19 protein-coding genes are annotated in these 22,516 nt (G+C 66.5%); 11 read left to right on the top strand and 8 right to left on the bottom strand.

What is annotated here, in order from left to right:
• The first annotated feature begins 124 nt into the window (after positions 1 to 124).
• Both GSQ92_RS03460 and GSQ92_RS03455 read left to right on the top strand, forming a co-directional pair.
• Complete coding sequence (locus GSQ92_RS03460; protein ID WP_158802051.1) at positions 125 to 982, top strand: DUF2189 domain-containing protein; 858 nt, start codon at positions 125 to 127, stop codon at positions 980 to 982.
• A 72-nt stretch (positions 983 to 1,054) separates the two neighbouring features.
• Positions 1,055 to 1,552 carry a phosphate-starvation-inducible PsiE family protein gene (locus tag GSQ92_RS03455; RefSeq protein WP_254065525.1) on the top strand — a complete coding sequence of 166 codons (498 nt, stop codon included), beginning with the start codon at positions 1,055 to 1,057 and terminating at the stop codon, positions 1,550 to 1,552.
• A gap of 74 nt (positions 1,553 to 1,626) precedes the next feature.
• Here GSQ92_RS03455 and GSQ92_RS03450 read toward each other — a convergent pair whose 3' ends face one another.
• From GSQ92_RS03450 to GSQ92_RS03430, 5 genes are all read right to left on the bottom strand, one after another.
• Complete coding sequence (locus tag GSQ92_RS03450; protein ID WP_159013045.1) at positions 1,627 to 2,418, bottom strand: SDR family NAD(P)-dependent oxidoreductase; 792 nt, start codon at positions 2,416 to 2,418, stop codon at positions 1,627 to 1,629.
• A 12-nt stretch (positions 2,419 to 2,430) separates the two neighbouring features.
• Entirely contained in the window at positions 2,431 to 3,426 is a 996-nt protein-coding gene (locus GSQ92_RS03445) for an ABC transporter permease (protein ID WP_159013044.1), read from the bottom strand.
• Entirely contained in the window at positions 3,423 to 4,430 is a 1,008-nt protein-coding gene (locus GSQ92_RS03440) for an ABC transporter permease (protein WP_158802047.1), read from the bottom strand. The genes GSQ92_RS03445 and GSQ92_RS03440 overlap by 4 nt, the downstream gene beginning before the upstream one ends.
• Positions 4,423 to 5,904 (bottom strand): sugar ABC transporter ATP-binding protein, encoded by a 1,482-nt coding sequence (locus GSQ92_RS03435; protein WP_159013043.1) that lies wholly within the window; start codon positions 5,902 to 5,904, stop codon positions 4,423 to 4,425. The genes GSQ92_RS03440 and GSQ92_RS03435 overlap by 8 nt, the downstream gene beginning before the upstream one ends.
• 332 nt (positions 5,905 to 6,236) lie before the next feature.
• On the bottom strand, positions 6,237 to 7,190 hold the full coding sequence (locus GSQ92_RS03430) for a sugar ABC transporter substrate-binding protein (protein WP_158802045.1): 954 nt from the start codon (positions 7,188 to 7,190) through the stop codon (positions 6,237 to 6,239).
• Positions 7,191 to 7,325: 135 nt separating this feature from the next.
• Between GSQ92_RS03430 and GSQ92_RS03425 the strand changes: the two genes are divergently transcribed.
• Both GSQ92_RS03425 and GSQ92_RS03420 read left to right on the top strand, forming a co-directional pair.
• The gene (locus GSQ92_RS03425) at positions 7,326 to 7,763 is read left to right on the top strand and encodes an RbsD/FucU family protein (RefSeq protein WP_158802044.1); all 438 of its coding nucleotides are present in this window, start codon (positions 7,326 to 7,328) and stop codon (positions 7,761 to 7,763) included.
• Between the two features lie 117 nt (positions 7,764 to 7,880).
• Entirely contained in the window at positions 7,881 to 8,033 is a 153-nt protein-coding gene (locus tag GSQ92_RS03420) for a DUF3309 family protein (protein WP_158802043.1), read from the top strand.
• A gap of 24 nt (positions 8,034 to 8,057) precedes the next feature.
• Here the strand turns inward: GSQ92_RS03420 and GSQ92_RS03415 are convergent, their stop codons facing one another.
• On the bottom strand, positions 8,058 to 9,077 hold the full coding sequence (locus GSQ92_RS03415) for an NAD(P)/FAD-dependent oxidoreductase (RefSeq protein WP_158802389.1): 1,020 nt from the start codon (positions 9,075 to 9,077) through the stop codon (positions 8,058 to 8,060).
• A 164-nt stretch (positions 9,078 to 9,241) separates the two neighbouring features.
• Between GSQ92_RS03415 and tsaE the strand changes: the two genes are divergently transcribed.
• The 7 genes from tsaE (at position 9,242) to GSQ92_RS03380 (ending at position 19,716) form a co-directional block, all read left to right on the top strand.
• On the top strand, positions 9,242 to 9,706 hold the full coding sequence (gene tsaE, locus GSQ92_RS03410; RefSeq protein WP_158802042.1) for a tRNA (adenosine(37)-N6)-threonylcarbamoyltransferase complex ATPase subunit type 1 TsaE: 465 nt from the start codon (positions 9,242 to 9,244) through the stop codon (positions 9,704 to 9,706).
• Positions 9,703 to 10,452, top strand: a complete 750-nt coding sequence (locus GSQ92_RS03405) for a nucleotidyltransferase family protein (RefSeq protein ID WP_254065524.1) — start codon at positions 9,703 to 9,705, stop codon at positions 10,450 to 10,452. Before tsaE ends, GSQ92_RS03405 begins: the two co-directional genes overlap by 4 nt.
• Positions 10,449 to 13,460, top strand: a complete 3,012-nt coding sequence (addB, locus tag GSQ92_RS03400; RefSeq protein ID WP_159013042.1) for a double-strand break repair protein AddB — start codon at positions 10,449 to 10,451, stop codon at positions 13,458 to 13,460. Before GSQ92_RS03405 ends, addB begins: the two co-directional genes overlap by 4 nt.
• A complete protein-coding gene (gene addA / locus GSQ92_RS03395; protein WP_158802040.1) occupies positions 13,457 to 16,993 on the top strand; it encodes a double-strand break repair helicase AddA in 3,537 nt (1,178 codons plus the stop codon). The genes addB and addA overlap by 4 nt, the downstream gene beginning before the upstream one ends.
• 105 nt (positions 16,994 to 17,098) lie before the next feature.
• Positions 17,099 to 17,425, top strand: a complete 327-nt coding sequence (trxA, locus tag GSQ92_RS03390; RefSeq protein WP_158802039.1) for a thioredoxin TrxA — start codon at positions 17,099 to 17,101, stop codon at positions 17,423 to 17,425.
• 177 nt (positions 17,426 to 17,602) lie between these two features.
• Positions 17,603 to 17,974 carry an acyl-CoA thioesterase gene (locus GSQ92_RS03385; RefSeq protein WP_158802038.1) on the top strand — a complete coding sequence of 124 codons (372 nt, stop codon included), beginning with the start codon at positions 17,603 to 17,605 and terminating at the stop codon, positions 17,972 to 17,974.
• Between the two features lie 89 nt (positions 17,975 to 18,063).
• The gene (locus tag GSQ92_RS03380) at positions 18,064 to 19,716 is read left to right on the top strand and encodes a diguanylate cyclase (RefSeq protein ID WP_158802037.1); all 1,653 of its coding nucleotides are present in this window, start codon (positions 18,064 to 18,066) and stop codon (positions 19,714 to 19,716) included.
• A gap of 289 nt (positions 19,717 to 20,005) precedes the next feature.
• Here the strand turns inward: GSQ92_RS03380 and nagA are convergent, their stop codons facing one another.
• Entirely contained in the window at positions 20,006 to 21,154 is a 1,149-nt protein-coding gene (nagA, locus tag GSQ92_RS03375; RefSeq protein WP_158802036.1) for an N-acetylglucosamine-6-phosphate deacetylase, read from the bottom strand.
• Positions 21,151 to 22,440, bottom strand: coding sequence for an FAD-binding oxidoreductase (locus GSQ92_RS03370; protein WP_158802035.1), 1,290 nt, complete (start codon positions 22,438 to 22,440; stop codon positions 21,151 to 21,153). The genes nagA and GSQ92_RS03370 overlap by 4 nt, the downstream gene beginning before the upstream one ends.
• Between the last annotated feature and the right edge of the window lie 76 nt (positions 22,441 to 22,516).

Here is a 22,516-nt window from a genome sequence, read left to right as displayed (position 1 = left end):
GACAAATCATCGGATCGGGGGTAAAACTTTCATCGAGCGGAGGATCGTCCCGGCGCACTTCTGATCGGACCATCTCAGAGGCAGCGGCCACGGCGGCGCGAACTCCCTGCGATGGAGGAACAAGATGGCAATCAGAAATCCGGGTACCTGGACCTGGGATAGCCTGAGAGATTCGGTGCATTCGGTCGGCTCCGCCACACCCGCCGATTACTGGGGGCAGGCCAAGGCGGCGGATGCGCCGATCATCGTACGAAAGATCGGCATCCAGGATATCCGAGACGCCCTCTCCGCTGGCCTGGCGGATTTCGCGGCGATCCGCACGGACGTCATTTTCGTCTGCATCATCTATCCGGTTCTCGGCATCGTCATGGCCTGCCTGGCTTTCGGCGGGATGCCGCATATGCTTCTGCCCCTCATTAGCGGCTTTGCGCTGGTCGGCCCCTTGGCCGCGATCGGCATCAACGAGATGAGCCGGCGGCGCGAACAAGGCCTACATGTTTCCTGGTTCGACGCCCTCACCATCGTTCGCTCGCCCGCGATCGGCGCCATCGCACTGCTCGGCTTGCTGCTCGTCGGGATTTTTCTCGTCTGGCAGGCCGTCGCGATCGGCCTGTACGACGCGACGCTCGGGCCGGCCTATCCGACGACTCTGCCGTCGCTGATCCGTGTCGTCTTCACCACGAGCGGCGGCTGGGCCTTGCTTATTCTCGGTCTCGGCATCGGCTTTCTTTTCGCGGTCGTCGTGCTGGCGATCACTGTCGTATCCTTTCCCATATTGCTCGACCGCAATGTCACAGCGAGGCAGGCGATCAGCACCTCGGTTCGCGCGACGATGACCAATCCTGGCCCGATCGCCATATGGGGACTGGTGATCGCGGTAGGCTTGATCTTGGGTTGCATTCCGATCTTCATCGGTCTCGCGGTCGTCATGCCGGTCCTGGGTCACGCCACCTGGCATTTGTACCGCCGCCTGGTCGCCTAATTCTCGCGCCGAGAGCGCGCTGAGCCGCCGCCGCGGGACCAACGCGGCGGCTTTTCCATGACCGGAGACCTCATGCAAAGCGCCCTGCGTCGCTTCATCGGTGATACGCTTTACGAGACCTTCGAGCATCTCGTGATGCTCGTTCTCACCATCCTCATCGTGCTCATGATTGCCTTCGCGACCTGGCATTTGGCGCTGGAGACGATTGGGCTGATCCTCGCCGGAAAACTCGATCCGACAGACCCCGAGATCTATCCGGATCTCTTCGCGATATTCTTCACCATTCTCATCGGCCTCGAATTCAAACGTTCCTTCCTGCTCGTCTCCTCGACGCAGACCAATGTCGTTCGGATTCGCTCGCTCATCCTCATCGGCATGCTCGCGACGCTGCGCAAATTCATCCTGCTCGATCTGAGGGAGATTCAGGTGGGCGAGACCGCGGCGGTCGCCGGCGCCATTCTCGCCCTCGGCGTCGTCTATTGGCTGGTGCGGGACAACGATCAGCCGCCGGCAACCACGTCCGCGTTATGGCGGGGCGCGGCCGAGGAGCGGGCGGACAAGGCGCCCTGAAGCAATTTCCGCTCCTTGATCGACGTTGATTCCAATGCGACGTCCAAGCGATCAGTCGCGGAGGACGCCGGAAACTACTCCGCCGTCTCGACGAGCTTGCGGAAAGCGGGCTGGCCCGTGCAGGCGCTGAGCCCGCCATCCACCACCAGATTGATGCCGGTGATATACGAGGCGTCCTCGGAGGCCAGGAAGGCGATAGCGCCGGCCATTTCCTCGGGCCGGCCCATGCGGCCCATCGGCAAGCGCTCCTCGAAACTGTCCATGATCACGCTGTGCTTGCGCATCCAGGCGGTTGAGCCGGTTCCCGTCACCCCCGGACATATCGCATTCACGCGCACACCGTCCGAAGCATGGTCGATCGCCAGTGCGCGCGTCAGGTTCACAACCCCACCCTTCGCCGCGTTGTAGACGGCGAAGCCGACATCGCCGCCAAGGCCGGAGATCGAGGCGGTATTGACGATGCAGCCGCCGCGCTCGATCAGATGCGGCAAAGCGGCGCGGCTCGCATAGAAAACCGAACTGAGCGTAACCGCGATCACCCGTTCCCACATCTCGGGAGCGATCTCACTGACATAGCCGAAAGCGCTGACCCCGGCATTGTTCACCAGCACGTCGATGCCGTCGAACGCGTCCACGGCATAGGCCACCAGCGCCTCGACTTCCGCCCGTTCCCCCATATCCACGCGCCGCATGCGCAAACGGCGGAGCGGCAGATCGAAGGACGCGGCCGCATGCTCCAGTTTCGCGAGATCACTGTCGGCGAGAACCAGAGTGGCACCCTCGGCCGCGAAACGTCTTGCCGCAGCGAGGCCGATACCGGAGGCGGCGGCCGTCACAATGACGACCTTGTCGTCGAAGCGCTGCATGGCGTTCTCCCGTTACCGCAAAAAATGCTCGCGTAGCCGCGTTACTCCGGCGACCAGGATTAAGGTCGCGCCCCAGATTGCCAGCGTCAGGAACTGACTGAAGTTTAGCAGATTGAAGGCGGTGGAGATCAGCTGAAGGATCACCAGGGCGAAAACCAACCCCGTCACCTTGCCGAAGCCGCCGGAGGGCGAGATGCCGCCCAGCACCGCCGCCAGGATGGTGACAAGCAAATAACTCTCGCCATAGGCCGCATTGGCTGAGTTGAAGCGTGCCATCATGACGACGCCCGCGACGGACGCCAGCACGCCCGACAGAATATAGACCTTCACCAAGGCGCGTCGCGTGTCGACGCCCGAATAGCGCGTCGCCGCCTCGTTCGAGCCAAGCATGTTGAGCACTTGTCCGAAAGGCGAGCGCGTCAGCATGATTCCGACCGGAATGGCGAGCGCTACGAAGATCAGCAGAACGATCGGCACGCCCCAGAGGTCGCCATTGCCGATGAAAACGATCGGCGCCGGGAAGCCGGACAGGACACCGCCATGCGTGAGGCCGATGCTTATGCCCTTGATCAGCGTCATCATGCCGAGCGTCGTCAGGATCGGTGACACTTCGAGATAGGCAATGATAAGGCCATTCAGCATGCCGACGATGGCGGCCAGCACCAGGCCCGCGACAATCGCCGCCACCTGCCACGCCACCCAGGCGAATCCAGGATGGGCCGGCACCATATGGGTAAGGATCCAGGCCATCGCGAGCGCCGAGAGATCCGCCGTCGCGATGATGGAAAGATCCAGGCCGCCGGAGAGCAGCGGGATCATCATGGCGAGCGATAGAATGCCAAGTTCCGGTAGCTGATAGGCCATCGAACGCAGCGACGCCGCGTTGAACAGCCGATGACCTAGCAGCAGCCCAAAGACGATGACGAGGGCGACCAGCAGCAGGATCAGCCGCCGATTGACCGGACCCAGGCGCGCGGTCGCGCGATTGAAAGGGCAGAGCGCGCTCATGCTGCGGTTCCGATCACGCGCCGTATCGCGAGGCGCTGCCGGCGCCGCTCCCAGGCGATGGTCGAAACGGCCACCAGGAACACGATCCCGGTAAAGCACTCCGTCCAGAACGACGCGACGCCAAGCAGGATTAGACCGTTCTGCAGGATCGCGAGCAGCGCTAGACCCAGGATCGTGCCGAGCACCGTGCCGACCCCGCCGAACAGGCTCGCCCCGCCCAGCACGACCGCGGCGAGCACATCAAGTTCCCGACCGACCAGCGCATTGGGCATCACGGTCTGCGCGACTTGCGCCTGCACCAGCGAGGCAAGGCCCGCCATGAAACCCATATAACCGTAGGCGACCATATTGAGCCGCAGCACGTTGAAGCCGACCCGCTTAGCGGCCTCCGGATTGCCGCCCAACGCACGCAATTGCCGCCCGACGCTGGTGCGATTGAGCAGCAGCCAGGTCATGATGAAGGCCAAAACCAGGCCAATCATCTGCATGTTGAGGATATAGGGATTCTGATGTGAGTCGAAGGCGACCACCCAGGATAGGCCATTGGCGAACCAATCCGGCAGCGAGTTGATCGTGTCTCCGCCAGTGACGAACATCAGCAAGCCATAATAGACATTCAGCATGGCGATGGTCACGATGATGCTCGCGATCCGTAAACCGGTGACCAGCAGCGCGTTGAGCAGACCGAGCGCGGTGCCCACCGCCAGCGCGATCCCGAACAGACCCAGCCAGCCGATGCCGTAGTGATTGGCCGCGAGCACCGCGAGATATTGCGCGATCGAGGCGACGGCGGTGAAGGATATGTCGAGCCCGCCCGCCACCAGCACAACCACCAGCCCCGCCGCCATCATGCCCGGAAAGGCATAGGAAGTGAGCAGGTCGAGCGCGTTCTGGATCGTGAAAAAGTTCTTCGTCGCGAAGGACAAGAAGATCATGAGCGCGACGGTGACGAGTAGTAGCCGCGCCTCATGCGTGCGGCCGAAACGACGAAGAGCGTTACGCATCCACGGCTTGCCGCAGCGCGGCCTCCGTCACCTGATGTGGCAGATATTCGCCGGCGATGCGCCCCTCCTGCATGATCAGGATGCGATGCGCGTGATACAGCACCTCTGGAATTTCATCCGAGATCATGATGACCGCGAGACCTGACGCCGCGAGATCACGCACGATCTGGTAGATGCCGTCCTTGGCGCCGATATCCACACCAACCGTCGGACTATCCAGGATGAGCAGGCTCGGCTCGGTCGCCAGCCATTTCGCCAACACCACGCGCTGCTGGTTGCCGCCTGACAGCGTGCGTACCGGGTTTTCAGGATCCGAAACCTTGATGCCGAGATCGGCGATCCAGCGCCGTACCGTCTCGCGCCATCGGCCGGCCTGCACGAGACCAAAGGGCCCGCGTAACCGTTCGAGCACGGGCAGCGCGATATTGGATGAAATCGGCTGCTCCATGATGAGGCCGAGGGAAAGCCGGTCTTCCGAGACATAGGCGATGCCATTCGCGATCGCCTCGCGGTTCGAGCTAAGCTGCAGCGGTCGATCCTTGATCCGGATTTCGCCGTGATCCGGCGGGCTCATGCCGAACAGCGACAGCGCGAGTTCTGTGCGGCCGGATCCAAGCCGTCCGGTAATGCCGAGGATCTCGCCGGCCTTCACCTCGAAGCTAATGTCGTCGTAATCGCCGGCGCGCGAGAGGTTTCGCACCGCCAGCACGACTGGCGCCGCCGAAAGATCGGTTTCGCTCAACTCGTAATTGAAGGACTTGCCGGTCATGAGTTCGACCAGCCGGCGATCGGTCATGTCGCGCGCCTCGAAGGTGCCTTTCTTTTCGCCGTTGCGCAGCACGGTGACCCGCTCGGCGATCTCCAACACTTCGTCCAGCCGGTGGCTCACGAAAACCACCGCCACGCCGCGGCGCTTGAGTTCGAGTGTCAGCGCGAGCAGCGCATCCACCTCGTGCCGGGTGAGTGAAGCCGTAGGCTCGTCCATGATGACGAGGCGTGCATCATTCGCGATGGCGCGGCAGATCGCGACCAACTGGCGCTGCGCGATCGACAGATCCGCGACGAAGCTTTGCGGATCGATCGAAACCCCGACGCGCTGCATCGCGGCCTGCGCGGTGTCGCGGATCGCGGACCAGTTGACGGCATGCAGGCCATGATGCCGCTCGACCGCGATATTCTCGGCGACGGTCAGATTGGGGAACAGCGAGAGATCCTGATAGATCACCTGGATACCCCGCCGGATGCTCTCGGCGGGTGTCAGCCCGCTGACCTCATGGCCGTCGATCATGATGCGGCCGCCGGGCTCGGGCGGCTGGACGCCCGAGATGATCTTGATCAGCGTCGATTTGCCGGATCCGTTCTCGCCCGCGAGGCAATGGACCTCACCCGCCGCGATGTCGAGATCGACATCGGAAAGCGCCCTCACGCCGCCGAATTGCTTCGAAATGCCGGTCATCTCGAGGAATTTTGGCACCGCGCTTCCGCACTCCCTATCGCCTGGCTTCCGGCACGAGGCCGGTTTTCCGGCCTCTTAACAGCGAAACGCTATCGCAAAGGGGAGGGGCTGACAAACTAGCACGGGCTGGACGAAGGACGCCGTCTGTTCGTGGTCTGCCGTTTCGGCGCCGGTCACGTGCACGGCCAACCACCGTCATCCTCGGCGAAGGCTGAGGATCCACGCCTTGACTTCGTCACGCAAGAAAGGCGTGGATGCCCGGCCTTCGCCGAGCATGACGATGCTGGTTAGTTCAACCGCAGGAGACCAGGACACACGCGCTTGTCCGAGCGGGATTTCCCACAACGTGTCTAAGGCTTCGCCACCGCGCAATCCGCCCGCGTGAAAATCCGCGCCGGCAGGTACACCGTGCGCGTTGGGATCAGCTTGCGCGGATCCGCGTTCTGGTCGGCGACCGCCTCAATCCATTCCGCCGACAGGGCGCCGAAAGTCTCGAACTCCTGCCGCGCCGTCGCGACAAGCATGCCGCCCGGCGCGCAAATCGCTCGCAGAGCCTGCGGCTCGCCGTCCATCCCGGTGACATAAGCGCGCAGCCCTGTCGCTTTCAGCGCCGCTACAACGGCCGCGGCCGACTTGTCGCTCGGCGTCCAGACCGCGGTGATCTTGTTGCCGAAGCGCGTCGCATAATCCTGCATCGCGCGTTCGGTGTCGGTATAGACATTGCGATCATCGATATCGTGGGTCGAGAGCACCTGCACCTCCGGCGTTTCCTTGAGCACCGCGCTCATCGTATCGACGCGCTCCCGCACATTGCGCGTGCCGTCCTGCGTGAACATGATGATGCCGCCTCTGTCGCCCATGAGATCGACGAGATAGGCCGAGACCTCGGCCGACATCTGCCAGTTGTTCGTGGTGACATTGACGAGAATGCCCGGCATCCAGCCGCTATCCACCGCGAAAGCCGGAATGTGCCGCGCGGTCGCCGCATCGATCGCGTCGCGCGCCGCGCCGAGATCGGCCATGCTGACGAGTATCGCATCCGGCCCGAGCGCCACCGCCGCCGCGAAATCCGCCGCCACTTTCTTGGTAGAGCCGCCAGCGTTGGATTCGCGCAGCGTCCAGTGCAGGTCATGGTCTTTGAGATAGGCGCCAAGACCGTCGCGCACCCGCTTCTCGGCCGGAGCGGCGGCATCCCCATGGACCCAGGCCACCGTCAGATCCTTGGCCTCCGCGCGTCCCAACGCCACGAGGAGGCTCGCGCCTATCAGCAGCATCGCACCGAGCCGCGCCACTATCTTGACCATTCCGCCTCACCCCCCAGTCCACGGCTTCTCGCGGGCCATACTCGCGCCGCCCGTAACACGGCGAAGCTTGCCGCCCTACCCCGCCCGTGGTGTACCTTTCGATAAACACGCGCCAATGCGCCGAGGAGACACGCCATGCTGCGACATATCGACCCCATCATCGGTCCGGAGCTTCTCGCTATCCTGCGGGCGATGGGCCATGGCGACGAAATCGTGATCGTCGACGCCAATTTCCCCGCCACCAGCATGGGCAAGCGCGTTGTCCGCGCGGATGGCGTCAGCGCCACCCATATGGCGGAAGCCGTGCTACGGCTCATGCCGCTCGATGGCTTCGAGAAAGAGGCCGCTTTCTGCATGAGACAGGTCCATGCGCCTGACGAACTCGCGCCCATCGCAAGCGAATTCGCGGGATTGATAACGAAATTCGGTGGCAAGGAATTCGCGCTCACGCCGGTGGAACGTTTCGCCTTCTATGAACGCGCGAAGACCGCCTATGCGGTCGTCGCCACGGGTGAACGGCGCCTGTATGGCTGCCTCATCCTCAAGAAGGGCGTCCTGCAGCCGGGCGAGTAGTATCACCAATTATTGTGATGCGGCAACGAGCGACCGAGCTCTGCACCCCGATCCTTGCCAAGCCGGGAAACCGATCCAGCTAACGTTTAGTTAATTATCGGAAAGAGGCACCCGGCGATGCGCCTGATTCTCATTATCCTGATCCTGCTACTGCTATTTGGCGGCGGCTACGGTTTCTGGGGCGGCGGCTTCACGAACTATGGCTATGGCCTCGGCGGCGGCCTTGGCCTCGTTGTCATCATCATCATCATACTACTCGTCGTCGGCTGAGTAGGCGTGCCGGCGGATGGTATTTCATGCCGCTTCCGGCACGCCTTTGCTGGTCGAATACTCGAAATGCAGCGCCACCCCCTCATGCACGAGGGGGTGGATCGCATGGGCGGCCATCGCCGCTTCCGAAAATCCCTGAAGAATAAGCTTCAGCTTCCCCGCGTAATGCGCGACGTCGCCAATGGCGAAAACGCCGGGCAGACTCGTTTCGCAGGTCGCCGCTGTCACGGGGACGTGATGACGCTCCAAAGCGATCCCCCATTCCGCGATCGGCCCTAAATCCATTGCCAGCCCGAAAAAGGGCAGCAACACATCCGCCGGCAGGCTGCGCACCTCGCCCTGCAGTGTCGCGACCTCGACAGCCGTCAAAGCGCCCGCCTCGCCCCGCAGGCCGTGTAGCTGGAACGGGATGACCATCTCGATCTCGCCGCGCGCCGCCGCCTCATCCAGCCGCGCCGCCATCTCGGGAGCGGCGCGGAATTTCGGCCGCCGGTGAATGACAGCGACGGAGGCCGCGATGTCCTTCAAAGCGAGCGCCCAATCCACCGCCGAATCGCCGCCCCCCGCGATCACCACCCGGCGGCCGCGAAAATCCTCGCGCCGCCGCACGTAATACTGCACGCCGCCTGTCGCCTCGTAGGCTTCGAGCCCCTCGATCGGCGGCCGGTTCGGGCCGAAAGCCCCAGCCCCCGCCGCAATGATCACCGCCCGCGCCAAAATCGTATCGCCGCGATCCGTGGTGAGGGTGAAGGCGCCCGCCTGGCCTGACAGACCGATCACCCGCCGCCCGAGCAGCCGGGGAGCCGCGAAGGGCTCGATCTGCGCCTCAAGCCGGCCAACCAGGTCGCCGGCCTCGATCGCGGGATAGGCCGGGATGTCGTAAATCGGCTTCTCCGGATAGAGCGCGGTGCATTGCCCGCCAACGGCGTCCAGCGCGTCGATCAGCACGCTGCGGATCTTGAGCATGCCGCATTCGAAAACCGCGAAAAGCCCGACCGGACCGGCGCCGACGATGGCAACATCCGTCTCGATAACCTCAGCCATGCCGCCAAACCCCGTCTTCATCGGACAAGGGCCGGACCTTAAAGCAGCACCCGCGCCACCGCCAAAACCGTCTTTCCTAGCTCGCAACCGAAGCATGATGAGACCGATCATCTCCTCCCCTGACGCGCTTCCGGTCCCATCACCCTTGAGGCATGGTCGCCGCCATGCTCGCACCACCCGACTCGACGACCCTCGCCCTGCCAACACTTGCGGCAACGGAGGCACTGGCGGCGCGGCTCGCGCCTCTGCTGCGGAGAGGCGATGTCGTTTTGCTGCAAGGTCAGCTTGGCGCGGGGAAAACCGCCTTCGCCCGCGCCTTGCTCCGCGCGCTGACCGGCGATCCGGCGCTCGACGTGCCAAGCCCGAGCTTCACCTTGGTGCAAACTTACGACACGCCTGCGGGTCCGGTGCATCACTACGACCTCTGGCGCATCGACCGCGCCGATGATCTCGCCGAGCTGGGCCTGGAGGAAGCGGTGCGGGACATCGCCCTCATCGAATGGCCGGAGCGCCTGGGCGAGACGCCGCCTGAGGCTCTGACGATCACGCTTTCCATCGGGCCGGACGACAGCCGGTTTGCCAGCCTGAGCGGATCGCCCACGCTGCTCGCGGGGCTCGCCAGCGCATGACCGGGCCAAAGATGCCGACCCACGCGATGGTTCTCGCCGCCGGCCTCGGCACGCGCATGCGGCCGCTGACCGATGGGACCGCCAAGGCGCTGCTCCAGTTGCAGGGCCGGGCCCTTCTCGACCATGCGCTGGATCGCCTTGCGGCGGTGGGGGTGCGACAGGTCGTCGTCAATGCCCATTGGCAGGCGAAAGCCGTTGCCGACCATCTTGCCGGGCGCGTGAATGGTCCCGCCGTGCGGGTGCTGGACGAGACGACGCTGCTGGGCACCGGCGGCGCCGTGGCCACGGCGCTGGCGCGCGGCTGGCTCGGCGAGGCGCCCTTCTACGTCATCAACGGCGACGCCTTCTGGCTCGACGGCCCAATTCCAATCCTCGACCGTCTTGCGGGTGCGATGACAGCGGAGACGGAGGCCGATGGCGTGCTGGCCTTTCATCGCGGCGCCCATGTTGTGGGCGAAGTCGGCGCAGGGGATTTCGCGCTGGATCGCTGGGGCATCCCCCGCCGTCCGCGTGAGCGCGAGATCGTGCCCTATGTCTTTGCCGGTCTCCAGATCCTCACGCCCCGCCTGTTCCAGGACGCGCCGCCCGCACCCTTCAGCATGAACCGGCTCTGGGATCGCGCCATGGCGAAAGAGCGGCTGCGCGGCGTCGTCCATGACGGGTTGTGGTTCCACCTCTCGAGACCCGCCGACCTCGCCTGGGCCGAAAACCGTCTGCGCGATCATGTCTCCGGGGAGCCTCGGTGAGGCCGCTCCAGCTTTTCGACATCCCGCCCGACCGCCCCTTCCTCGACACGCTGGCGGCAATCTGGCTCGCCCGCCAAGGTCCATCTCCTCTGGCGCAGGCCGAGGGGCTTATTCTACTGCCCACGCGGCGCGCCGCGCGGTCCCTAGGCGAGGCATTCCTGCGAGCCACCGACGGGCGGCCGATGCTGCTGCCGCGCATCGCGGCGATCGGCGCGCCGGACGAAACGCCGCTGATCCTCGGTGGCACCTCGGACTTGCTGGCTCCGGCTATTCCTGAAGCGCAGCGCCTGGCCGCCCTCACCCGCCTCATTCTGGCGCTCGAACAGGCGATGGGTGTCGGCGCCGGACTGGACGCCGCCTGGCGCCTCGCCCGCGAGCTGGCCCGGCTGCTCGACGAGGCCGAGCGCGCCGAGGTGCCGCTCGCTCAGGCATTGGAAGCCGCGGTGCCCGAGGAACTCGCCGCACATTGGCAGAAGACCCTCACCTTCCTGACCATCGCGACGGAGCAATGGCCGGCCGTTCTTGCCGAGACTGGCTTGATGGATCCGGTCGCGCGACAGAACGCACTCCTGCGCGCTCAGGCCGAGGCCTGGAAGGCAGCACCGCCCGAGGCGCCGGTCTGGGTCGCGGGCGTGACCGGCGGCATTCCGGCGGTCGCCCGCCTCGCCCGGATCGTCGCTGGCCTGCCGCAGGGCGCGGTTATTCTTCCTGGCCTCGACCACGGCATGCCGGACGCGGCGTGGAAGAGCCTAACCCATGGTCATCCGCAACACGGGCTGGGCCATTTCCTCACCGCGATGGGCGCGACGAGCGGCGATGTGCGGGACTTCGAGAGTGGCGCGCCTCCTCGTCCGCCGCCTTCCCGCTTCGCTGTTTTCTCTCGCGCGCTGCTTCCCGCGGAAGCCCTCGGCGATTGGCGCCAGGGCGACACGGCGAGTCTGGAAGGTGCGACCGCGGGCCTGTCGAGGCTGCGAGCAACCGACCAGCAGCAGGAAGCGGTCGCCATCGCCCTCATTCTCCGCGACACGCTGGAAACGCCCCGCAGCCGCGCCGTGCTGGTAACGCCCGATCGCGCCTTGGCGGCGCGGGTGGCGGCAGAACTCGGCCGGTTCGGCGTCCTCGCCGATGACAGCGCCGGTGAAAGCCTCGCCGAGACACCCCCCGCGACCCTGCTGCGCCTGCTCGCCCAGGCGGTGGCGGAGGGTCTCGCCCCGGTGCCGCTGCTCTCTCTCCTGAAACACCCTCTCGCCGCCTTTGGCCTGCCGCCCGCTGAGTGCCGGGCCGCCGCGCGCAAGCTCGAAGGTATCTGCTTGCGAGGCCCGCGGCCTTCGCCGGGCCTGCCCGGCCTGCGCCAAGCTCTCGGTCTGGCACGGCGCGTCAAGGAGGCGGATGCGGTCATTGCGCGCGACTTGCTCGACCGGGTTCAGGCGGCGCTGCTGCCGCTGCTGCGTATCGCCGATGGCACTTTCGCCGCCTCTCCCGCCGCCCTTCTGTCGGGACTTTTAGCCAGCGCTGAAGCGGTCGCCGCGAATGACGAGGAGGACGGCGCGGATGTCCTATGGGCCGCCGAGGAAGGCGAAGCTGTCGCCACGCTGCTGGCCGACGCTTTGCCCGCCCTGGCGACGCTGCCGGATTGCCTGCCCGCGACCCTACCCGGCCTGTTAGACGCGCTTTTGGAGGGCGCCGTGGTGCGTAGCCGCCGCGCGCTGCGCGGCCGGGAACGTGGCAGCGGCGCCACGCTGCATCCCCGCGTTTTCATCTGGGGCGCCCTTGAGGCCCGCTTGCAAAGCGCGGAGCTGATCGTTCTCGGCGGCTTGGTCGAAGGCGTCTGGCCACCCGCCACCGACCCCGGCCCCTGGCTGAGCCGCCGGATGCGCGAGGAGGCCGGCTTGCCGTCGCCTGAGGAGGCGATCGGCCAGGCCGCGCATGACTTCGTGTCCCTCGCCTGCGCCGCCCCCACCGTCGTCCTGAGCACCCCGCGCCGGTTGAACGGCGCTCCGGCCGTGCCCGCGCGCTGGATCAAACGACTGGAGGCGCTGCTCGCTGGCGGCGGCATCACGCTTCCCGAACATCCCGCAGCCCGCTGGGCCGAGGCGCTGGATCAGCCACAAGGGGCGCCGCGCCCCGTATCGCCGCCCGCACCCCGCCCGCCGGTGGCGCAACGTCCGCGCAGGCTCAGCGTTACCCAGATCGAGACCTGGATCGCTGATCCCTACGCCCTCTATGCACAGCGCATCCTCCGCCTGCGCGAGCTGGACCCGATCGACCAGGCGACGGATGCCGCCGATTATGGCCGCCTCGTCCATCGCGGCATGGAACTGTTCCTCGCGGAGGCCGCTGCGACCTGGAACGCTGCCTCGCCGGAAAGGCTGCGCGTCGCGATGGAGCGCGCTCTCGGCGAGGCCCGCCTTCGACCGGCGCTGGCCAACTGGTGGCGCCCGCGCCTGCTCCGCATCGCCGATTGGATCGCCGGGGAGGAGACCCGCCGCCGCGCGCTGATCGAGATCGCCGCGGTCGCCACCGAACGCTCGGGCGAACTTGTGCTGCAAACGCCCAGCGGACCCTTCACGCTGACCGGCCGAGCCGACCGGATCGAGAGGCGCACGGACGGTACCCTCGCCATCATCGACTACAAGACCGGCGCGCCGCCGCCCGCGCAGCAGGTGATCGACGGCCATCGGCCGCAGCTCGTGCTGGAAGCGGCGATGGCCGCGCTCGGCGCCTTCGGCGATGAAGTGACCGGACCGGCTGGCGAACTCGCCTATTGGCGGCTCCAGGGCGGCCATGACCCGGGCAACCTCGTGATCATCGGCGACGGTGACGCGGCTTTGCTCGCCAATCTCGCGGCTCAGGCGGTCGAGGCGCTGGCTGCCTTAGTGGCGCGTTTCAACGACCCCGCCACGCCTTATCTCGCGCGTCCGCATCCCGGCCGCATCGTGCGTGACTCGGCATACGGCCAACTTGCCCGGCTCGGCGAATGGGGTGGCAGCGGGGAGGATGCGACATGAGCGCCCTCGCCGACGACAGCCCCACCGATGCGGTGGCCGAAGCGCGCGCTCGCGCCACCGGCCATCAGCAAGCCGCGTCCGACCCGAAAGTCTCGACCTTCGTCGCGGCCTCCGCGGGATCCGGGAAGACCAAGCTTCTCACCGACCGGCTGCTGCGCCTCATGCTCGCCGGCGTGCATCCCGGCCGCATCCTCTGCCTGACCTTCACCCGCAACGCCGCCGCCGAAATGGCGCTGCGGCTGCAAGACCGGCTCGGGCGCTGGGTAACGCTCGACGACACCGACCTCGATGACGGGTTGCGGGAGCTGGGCGCGGAACGATCGGAAGCGGTGCGGCAGCGGGCTCGAGCGCTATTCGCCACCGTGCTCGACCTTCCAGGCGGGATGCGGATCGACACCATCCACGCCTTCTGCCAGTCGCTGCTCCGTCGTTTCCCTCTCGAAGCCGGCATCTCCCCGCATTTCCGCCTGCTGGACGAGCGCGATGCCCAGCTCAGCCTGCGGGAGGAGCAGGAGCGCATGCTCGCTGGGATGCGCGATGAGGAACCCGCCCTGCGACACGCGGTGGATAGCCTCGCCGGCCAGATCAGCGCCGACGACCTCGACCGCCTGATCCGCGAAGTCGATGGCGCGCGGGAGCGCATGTCGGGACTGCTTCGCCATGACACGGAAGCCCTGGTCGCACGGCAACGGATAGCCCTCGGCGCCCACCGGTCGGAGGCAGAGCTTTGGGCGGCCGCGCTAAACTGGCCGCGTGAAAGCCACGTTCGGGCGGCGCTTGAGGGCATCGCCGCTGGCGGCACCGCCTCCGCGAAAGAGAGGGCGCTGCGCCTGCTGGATTGGCTCGCGCTGCCCGCACCTGAAAGAAAAGCGGCCTGGGACACCTGGCTGCGCGGCTTCCTCAACAAGGACGAGACCGCCACTGCCCAGAAATTCTTCGTCAACAAGGGCCTGGACGCCGCACGGCCTGAAATCTGGCCCATCATCGAGGCCGAGCAGAGCCGCCTCGTCGGCCTGACCGACGCCTTCGCCGCGACCCGGCTCGCGGATCTCTCCGCGTCCTTCCTGCGCCTGGCGCTGCCGGTACTGCGTGGTCAAACCAAGCGGCGGCAGCGCGAGGCGCTGATGGATTACGGCGATCTCATCACGCGCTCCAATGCCTTGCTGCATGATCCGGGCGCCGCCTGGGTGCTGTTCAAAATGGACCACGGCCTCGACCATCTGCTGCTGGACGAGGTGCAGGACACGGCGCCCGCGCAATGGACCATCGCCGGCAGCCTCACCGCCGAGTTCTTCGCCGGCACCGGCGCGCGGCAGGAGCCCCGGACGGTCTTCGCCGTGGGCGACCGCAAACAGTCGATCTACGGCTTCCAGGGCGCGGACCTCGCCTCCTTCGACGAATGGCGCCGCGTGCTCGCTGAGCGGGTCCGCGCGGCCGCCGAACCCTGGCATGACGGCGCGCTCGACGTCTCCTTCCGCTCGACTAGGCCGGTGCTGCAACTGGTTGACGCAGTCTTCGCCGATCCCACCGCGCGGCAGGGCGTGGTGGAACCCGGCGCCCCGCCGCTCGCGCATGTCTCTGCCCGGCCGGACGATGCCGGGCGCGTCGAGATCTGGCCGCTTGTCCCACAGCCGCAGAAGGCTCCGCCGCAAGCCTGGACCATTCCCGAGCGCAACCTCGCCCAGACCTCCGGCCCCGAGACCGTGGCGCGGGCAGTCGCCGCCTGGATCGCGCGGCAGATCGCCGAAGGCGCGATGCTGGAAAGCCAAGGGCGGCCACTGCGCCCGGGCGATATCCTCATCCTCCTGCGCAAACGCGCGCCGATGGCGAATGCGCTGGTCCGCGCGCTGAAGGCGGCGGGGGTCCCAGTCGCCGGACTCGATCGCCTCACGCTCGTGCGCCAGCCCGCGGTGCAGGACCTCATCGCCCTTTGCGACGCGCTGCTATTGCCCGAGGACGACCTCTCGTTCGCCTGTTGGCTCACCAGTCCGCTCGGTGGTCTGTCCGACGACAGTCTGATGGCGCTCGCCGCCGGACGGCCACAGGATCGCCTCTACGATGCGCTCCAGGCCCGTGCGATCGAGCGGCCCGAATGGACCGCCGCCCTCGCCCATTTTCGCGCCTTGCTCGCACGTGTCGATTACGCCTCGCCGCATGCGCTCCTCACCCAGGCGCTCGGCGCCCAGGGCGGACGCGCCAGGCTTTTCGCTCGGCTGGGACCGGAAGCCGCCGAGCCCGTCGATGAGTTGCTGGGCGCCGCCCTAGCCTATGCCGCCGCGCATCCGCCCTCGCTGCAGGGCTTTCTCCACTGGCTGCGCCAGTCCACCGCAGAGGCGAAGCGTGAGCCGGACGCGGCGGGCGATGCCGTGCGGATCATGACCGTCCATGCCTCCAAGGGTTTGCAAGCGCCTCTGGTCATTCTCGCAGATAGCGGCGCATTGCCCGCTGCGGATCGGGTGCAACTGCTCTGGATGCGGGACCAGATGGAGGACGAGCTCGATCTGCCCATCTTCTGCCCACGCAAGGATCTGCACTGCGACCGCAGCCGTGCTTTCCGTCAGACGATGCAGCAGCGCGCCACGGAGGAGCACCACCGCCTCCTTTATGTCGCGCTGACGCGGGCCGAGGACCGTCTCATCATCTGCGGCTGGGAAACGGCGACACGCGGCAACATGGCGTCCTGGCACAGCCTCGCCGCCAAGGGCTTCGCGGCGATCGGCGCGGAGACGGTGCCGTCCGCAATACCCGAAACTGAGTGGCCAGGCGCCTGGCTGGCGCTCGACTCGCCGCAGCGTCGGCCCATCAAGCGCAAGACGGCAGCAGCCGCTTCCGCTGTCGCCGCTTTGCCACAATGGGCGGGCACGGCGCCGTTCTGGCAAGCCGCCATGCCGCCGCCCGAGGCTGCCAGACCTCAGCCCCTCGCGCCGAGCCGGCCGGAGAACGTGTCACTTGGTCCGGTACCTCAGGCGGGTTCTCCGCTGCTGCGCGGCGTGGCGCCCGAGCAGCGGTTCGGGCGCGGCACCCTGATCCACGGACTGCTGCAGCACTTGCCCGCGCTGCCGGACCCGGAGCGGCTCGCCGCGGCGCGCGCCTATCTTGGCCGCAGCGGCACCGGCCTTGGTGGTGAAGAAGCTCAAAGCCTCGCGGCAAGCGTCGTCGCCCTCCTTCGCCATCCGGCGCTCGTCATGGCCTTCGCCCCCGGCAGCCGTGCCGAGGTGCCGCTCGCGGGCGAGGTTGCCGGGCTGGTGATCACGGGCGTCGTGGATCGCCTGGCAGTCTCGGATGGGGTGGTGCTCGCCATCGACTACAAGACGAACCGCCAGCCGCCCGAGGCCGTGGAGGCGACTCCGGTGCTGTATCTGCGCCAAATGGCGGCCTACCGCGCCCTCTTGCGGGCGATCTTCCCAGACCACCGTGTCCGCTGTGCCCTGGTCTGGACCGAGACCGCGACGGTCGCCGAGCTTGCCGAGTCGCTGCTCGATCCCCATGCGCCGGGCGCGCAGCGGCCTTCTACAACCCATGGACAAGGCTGACGCGCCGCAGCGAAAGCTTGCCCCGGAGCCGCCGAGGGACCAGATTCACGTCAACATCCCATCATCGCCGCTCCGCCCCAGGGCGTCGGCTCAAGCGAGGTTCCCATGGCTGGAAATACCAAGGCCGTTACGGATGCGAGCTTCAACGAGGACGTGCTGAAGGCCACGGGTCCCGTGGTTGTCGACTTCTGGGCCGAGTGGTGCGGCCCCTGCCGCGCAATCTCTCCGGCGCTCGAGGAGATCGCGGCCGAGTACGAGGGCAAGCTGACCATCGCGAAGGTCAATATCGACGAGAATCCCGAGACCCCGAACAACTACGCGGTACGCGGCATCCCGACTCTGATCCTGTTCAATAACGGCAAGCCGGCGGCGACCCAGGTCGGCGCGGCGCCGAAGAGCGTGCTGAAAGCCTGGATCGAGCGCAGCCTCTAGAGGAGGATGTCTCTGGTTGAACCGTTCTCACTCCATCACGTCATGCTCGGCGCAGGCCGAGCATCCAGGCCTTGCTTGCCTCACTAAGGTAAGGCGTGGATGGCAGGCCTGTGCGTGCCATGACGGATACTTGGGGCGCGGTTCAGTAGTAGATCATCGCGCTCCAATCCCTACGCTATGACCGAGCGCGAGCCCCTCATCCGCGTCATCGCCATGCCGAAGGACACCAATCCCTCCGGGGATATCTTTGGCGGTTGGCTGATGGCGCAGATGGACCTCGCGGCCGGCAATCTGGCGCAGCGCCTCGCCAAGGGGCGCTGCGTGACGGCCGCGGTGGATGGCATGGCGTTTCTCGCGCCCGTCCATGTCGGTGACGAGGTGAGTTTTTTCGGCGAATTACTGTCGGTTGGCCGCACCTCGATGAAGATCTCTGTGGAGGCGGTGCGTCGCACGCGCTTCGAAACGGAGACGGTTCCAGTCACGAAGGCAGTCTTTACGTTCGTCGCGCTGGACGAGGATCGGCGGCCCCGCCTCATCAACCTGGGCTGACCTTTGGTAGCTGCCGGCTGCGCTGGGACCAACGTTTCTCTTTATTCAGCCCTGCGCTCCTTATCTAGAACGTGCTAATTGCGAAGGGCATGCCCGCGCGCCCCTCCTTCCTCAGTCGCCTGACACCCAGCGGGCTGCGCAGCCGACTCGTCCTCCTTACCGTCCTTGCCATGACGCCCCTCGTGGCTCTGCTGATCGTCCAGGCCGAGTCCAGCCGCGAGCAAGTCATCGCTTCCGCCCGTACCCATGCCGCGTCCCTCGCGCAGATCGGTGCGGCGCAGGAGAACGACGTCATCCAGGAAGTGCAGGACGTCTTCCGCGTGCTCGGCCGCGTGCCCGAATTCTCCAATCCCAGCAACGGCACCTCCTGCAACGCGGTGCTCCACGCGGTTGAGCGCGACCATCCGCAAATCCTCTTTCTCGCCACAACCGACATCAGCGGCCGCATCGTCTGCGCCAGCGTGCCGGCCGCTGTTGGCGCGGATCTTTCCGGCTGGGGCGAATTTCGCCATGTCGTGCAACCCCATGGCGAGGCTTTCGCGCTGACGCGCCCGCAGCCGATCGCCGGAGTGCGCGTGCAGCAAAGCATCGCCGCGATGGCGCCATTGCCGGGACTTGGCACGGACCCGTCCGGCGTTTTTGTCGCTGAGCTCGACCTCGGCTGGTTCGCCAAGCTCGCGAGCCAGATCGCGGGTGACCCCAACAACCGTGCCGTCATCATCGATTCGCAAACATCGACCTTGCTCGCTACCTCCTCCCCCATTGCGGGAATCAGCGGTGAGCAGGATCCCACCCACCCCGCTTTGCTCGCCTTCCGCAGCAATCCGCTCGGCGGTGTCGTCAATGGCGCGGGGCCGGATCGAAAATCCTGCATTTACGGTTACGCCCCGATGCAGACCGTCAGCGCCGGCACGCCGCATCCAGGTGCTATCCTGGCCGTCGGCATCGACTGGGAAGGCGTCACGCATGACGCGAACACGCATCTTCTGATTTCGCTGTGCTTCGCGCTCCTCGCTGTGCTCGCCGCCGTGGCGGCTGCCGCCTGGCTGGCGGAAAGCAGCGTCATCAGGCCGGTGCGGCTGCTGACCGGCGTCGCACGCCGCCTCAGCGAGGGCGAGCTTGGTGCGCGGGCCGATCTTCCCAGAGTGCCGGTCAGCGAGTTGCGCCTGCTCGGCAACACCTTGAACACGATGGCGACCGCACTGCAGCGTCTGGCGCTGACCGACGGCCTTACCAATGTCGCGAACCGGCGGCATTTCAGTCAGGCGCTGGAGGCGGAAATCGCGCGGGCGATCCGTGCCGGGCACTCGGTCGCACTTCTTATGATCGATGCTGACCGCTTCAAGGCTTTCAACGACCGTTACGGCCATGCCGCCGGCGATAGCTGTCTCCGCCGCGTCGCGGAGGCTTTGGAGCGCGTGCCGCGCCGTCCGGCGGATCTCGTCGCACGCTACGGTGGCGAGGAATTCGTCGTGCTTCTGCCGGACACCAATCTGACCGGCGCCACCGAGCTCGCCGCGAAGATCCTTGCGGCGATCAGAGAATTGAACTTGGTGCATGAGGATTCGCCGAGTGGCCTGGTCACCGTCAGCATCGGTGCCGCGTCTTGCCGTCCGCGTGATGCAACGGATGGGCTCCGCCTTGTCGAACGCGCCGACTTAGCGCTTTACGCCGCCAAAACTGCGGGCCGTGACCAGTTCAGCGTGGCGACGCCGGATGATGAGGGCGCGGCGGCCGAGTAGCCGATCTTCGCCTGGTGTCATTGGCGCGTTTTATTCCATCACGTCGATGGAACGCGCGGAATCATCGCCGACTTAGTGCGGGATGGGCCAATATCGAACCGAGTTCCGGAGATCCGTCATGGCACGCGAAGGCGTGTGGGCACTCCGTGCCATCCACGCCTTACGTTCGTGAAGCAAGCAAAGGTGCTCGGCCTTCGCCGAGCATGACGTGGCGGAACGAGAATGGTTCAAACCAAAGACATCCTGCTGTAGGTAGCAGCCGCCAACACCGGCGTCGCGATCAAGTCGGTCAGCCGGATAACGCCGCCGATCGGCCACCAACCCAGGTATCGCGCACCCCCAGCGTTTCGCTTAACAACACAAAATCCGCCCGCAAACCGGGCGCGATGCGGCCGCGATCGGTGAGGTGCATGAAGGCGGCCGGATAGGTCGATGCCATGCGCAATGCGCGCGCAAGGTCGAGGCCGAGAAGCGACACGCTGTTGTGCACCGCCGTCGCCATGTCGAGATCGGCGCCGGCCAATGTGCCGTCCGCGCGTTCCAGCCGGCCGCGGCGGCGGACAATCGTCTCGCCGTAAAGCTGGAAGCTTTCGTCGGTGGTTCCCAGCACCGACATCGCATCCGTCACCAGCAACATGCGCTCGGCCGGACGCGCCGCCAGCGCCAGCTTCAGCGATGCCGCATGGACGTGCACGCCGTCCACGATGAGCCCGCACCACAGCCCGTCATCGAGCAGTGCCGCTCCCACCGGCCCCGGCTCGCGCCCCACCAATGGCGGCATCGCATTGTAGAGATGCGTCACGCCCGTCAGGCCGAGCGCCACCGCCTCACCGATCCGCTCGAAGCTCGCGGCGGTATGGCCGGCGCTGAGAATGGCCCCTGCCCGCGCTAGCATCTCCAGGAAGTCGTCCTCAACTTCTTCCGGCGCGAGTGTCAGCAGAAGCGGCAACGACGGCGCCTGCGCCGTGATCCAGGACGCGTCCTCCGCCGCCATTCTGCGGATGAGCCGCGGGTCATGCACGCCGGGACGCTTCGGGCTGAGGAACGGTCCCTCAAGGTGAATGCCCGCGACACCGCCATCCGGATGGGTCATGGCCTCGCGCGCCGCCGCGACGGCTTGCGCCATCACCTCCGGCCGGTCGGTGATGAGCGTGGGCAGCAAAGACGTGGTGCCGTAGCGGCGATGCGCCGCCGCAATGGCAAGCGCCGCCTCGGCGGTCGGCGTCGTGTTGAACAGCACGCCGCCACCACCATTGGCCTGCACATCGATGAAGCCGGGTGCGAGGATGTCGCTTTCCGCCAGCCGCCGGATCTCCGCACCGCTCGGTGGGCGTGCCACGATGTCGAGAATTACTCCATCCATAACGAGCACGGTCGCGTCGGCACGCAGCCCTTCCGCGGTGAGGACTCGCCCGCCCGTCAGCGCCAGCACCGTCATACGCCGAGCCTGTCGCGCAGCCGCCCCCAGGCGATCGTTCCCTGGACCGCCAGCGGCCAGAGGGCATGCAAGCGCATCGGCGTGATCGCGGTCACCGGCATATCCAGCGTATCCGGCGCCTCGCCCGCGATGCGCCGCGCGATGATGCCGCCCATCGCGGTCGCCATCGCGACACCCCGGCCGTTGTAGCCGAGGGCGATCAAGACATCGGGCTCCGGCTCATGCAGATGCGGATAATGGTCCGGCGTCATCGCGAGTTGCCCGTTCCAGCCATGAGTCCAGCGAACGCCCGTGAGCGCCGGCCACAAACGCCGCGCGTAATCTTGCAGGAAGCCAAAGGCGTCCGGTCCAGCAAGATCGCGCGAGGCGCTCCGCCCGCCCATGAGCAGCCGTCCTTCGACATCGACGCGGTAATAGACGGTGATGTGGCCAAGCTCGTATAGCACGCCGCCCCCGGGCATGATCGTCGCGGCCACCGCTTCCGGTAATTTCTCGGTAGCCGTGATGCCGGAGAAAAGCGGCACCACGCTGCGCCGCAGTTTCGGCCAGAGGTCATCGGAATAGCCATTGGTGCCGATCACCAGCCGCTCCGCACTGAGAACGCCATTCGGCGTCGTAATGCGCCAGCCGCCCGCTTCCCGAAGCAGCGCCGTCGCCGGGCTGGCCGCGAAGATCCGCGCGCCCGCCGACGTGGCAGCCTTGGCAAGTCCCCGCGCATAGCCGAGCGGCTGAACCGAGCCGCCGGTCGGGTCCCGCAAGATCCCCGTATACCGAACCGTGCCGGTGGCCTCGGCTGCTGCCGCTGCGTCCAATAGCTGAGCGCTGAGGCCGCGTCGTTCATACTGCGCCGCCAGCTTGGCGAGGCCACTCAGGGTTTTCGCGTTGGTGGCGGCCCGCAATGTGCCAGCCTGCCGCGCCTCGCAGCGTAGCTGATGCCGCTCCACCAGGCGGAACAGCGCCTCCGGTGCCGCGTAGGAGAAGCGCACCATGCGCTGGCCAAGTTCTCCGAAGTCGCGCTCGACATCATCGGGATCCGGCTTGAGGCCAGGATTGACCTGCCCGCCATTGCGGCCAGACGCCCCCCAGCCCGGCTCATGCGCCTCCACCAGCGCCACATCGATGCCGCGCTCGGCAAGATGCAAAGCCGTGGACAGCCCCGTGATACCGCCGCCGATGACGCCAACGGTGGCGCGCGCCTTCCCTTCCAGCCGCGGCAGATCGGGCGCCGCAATGGCGGTCTCGGCATAGAGGCTAGGCGGCAAAGGCCGGGCAGCGGAGGCGGACATATCGGGCGGAACTCCTTTGCCATCACCCTAAGGCGGATCAACCGCCGCATGAAGACGGGAGGCAATCGGCGCACGG

Origin of the sequence: Acidisoma sp. S159, assembly GCF_009766125.1 — a bacterium.
GTDB lineage: Bacteria > Pseudomonadota > Alphaproteobacteria > Acetobacterales > Acetobacteraceae > Acidisoma.
Note: the sequence above shows the minus strand (reverse complement) of the source record. Positions and strands in the feature narration are given on the sequence as shown.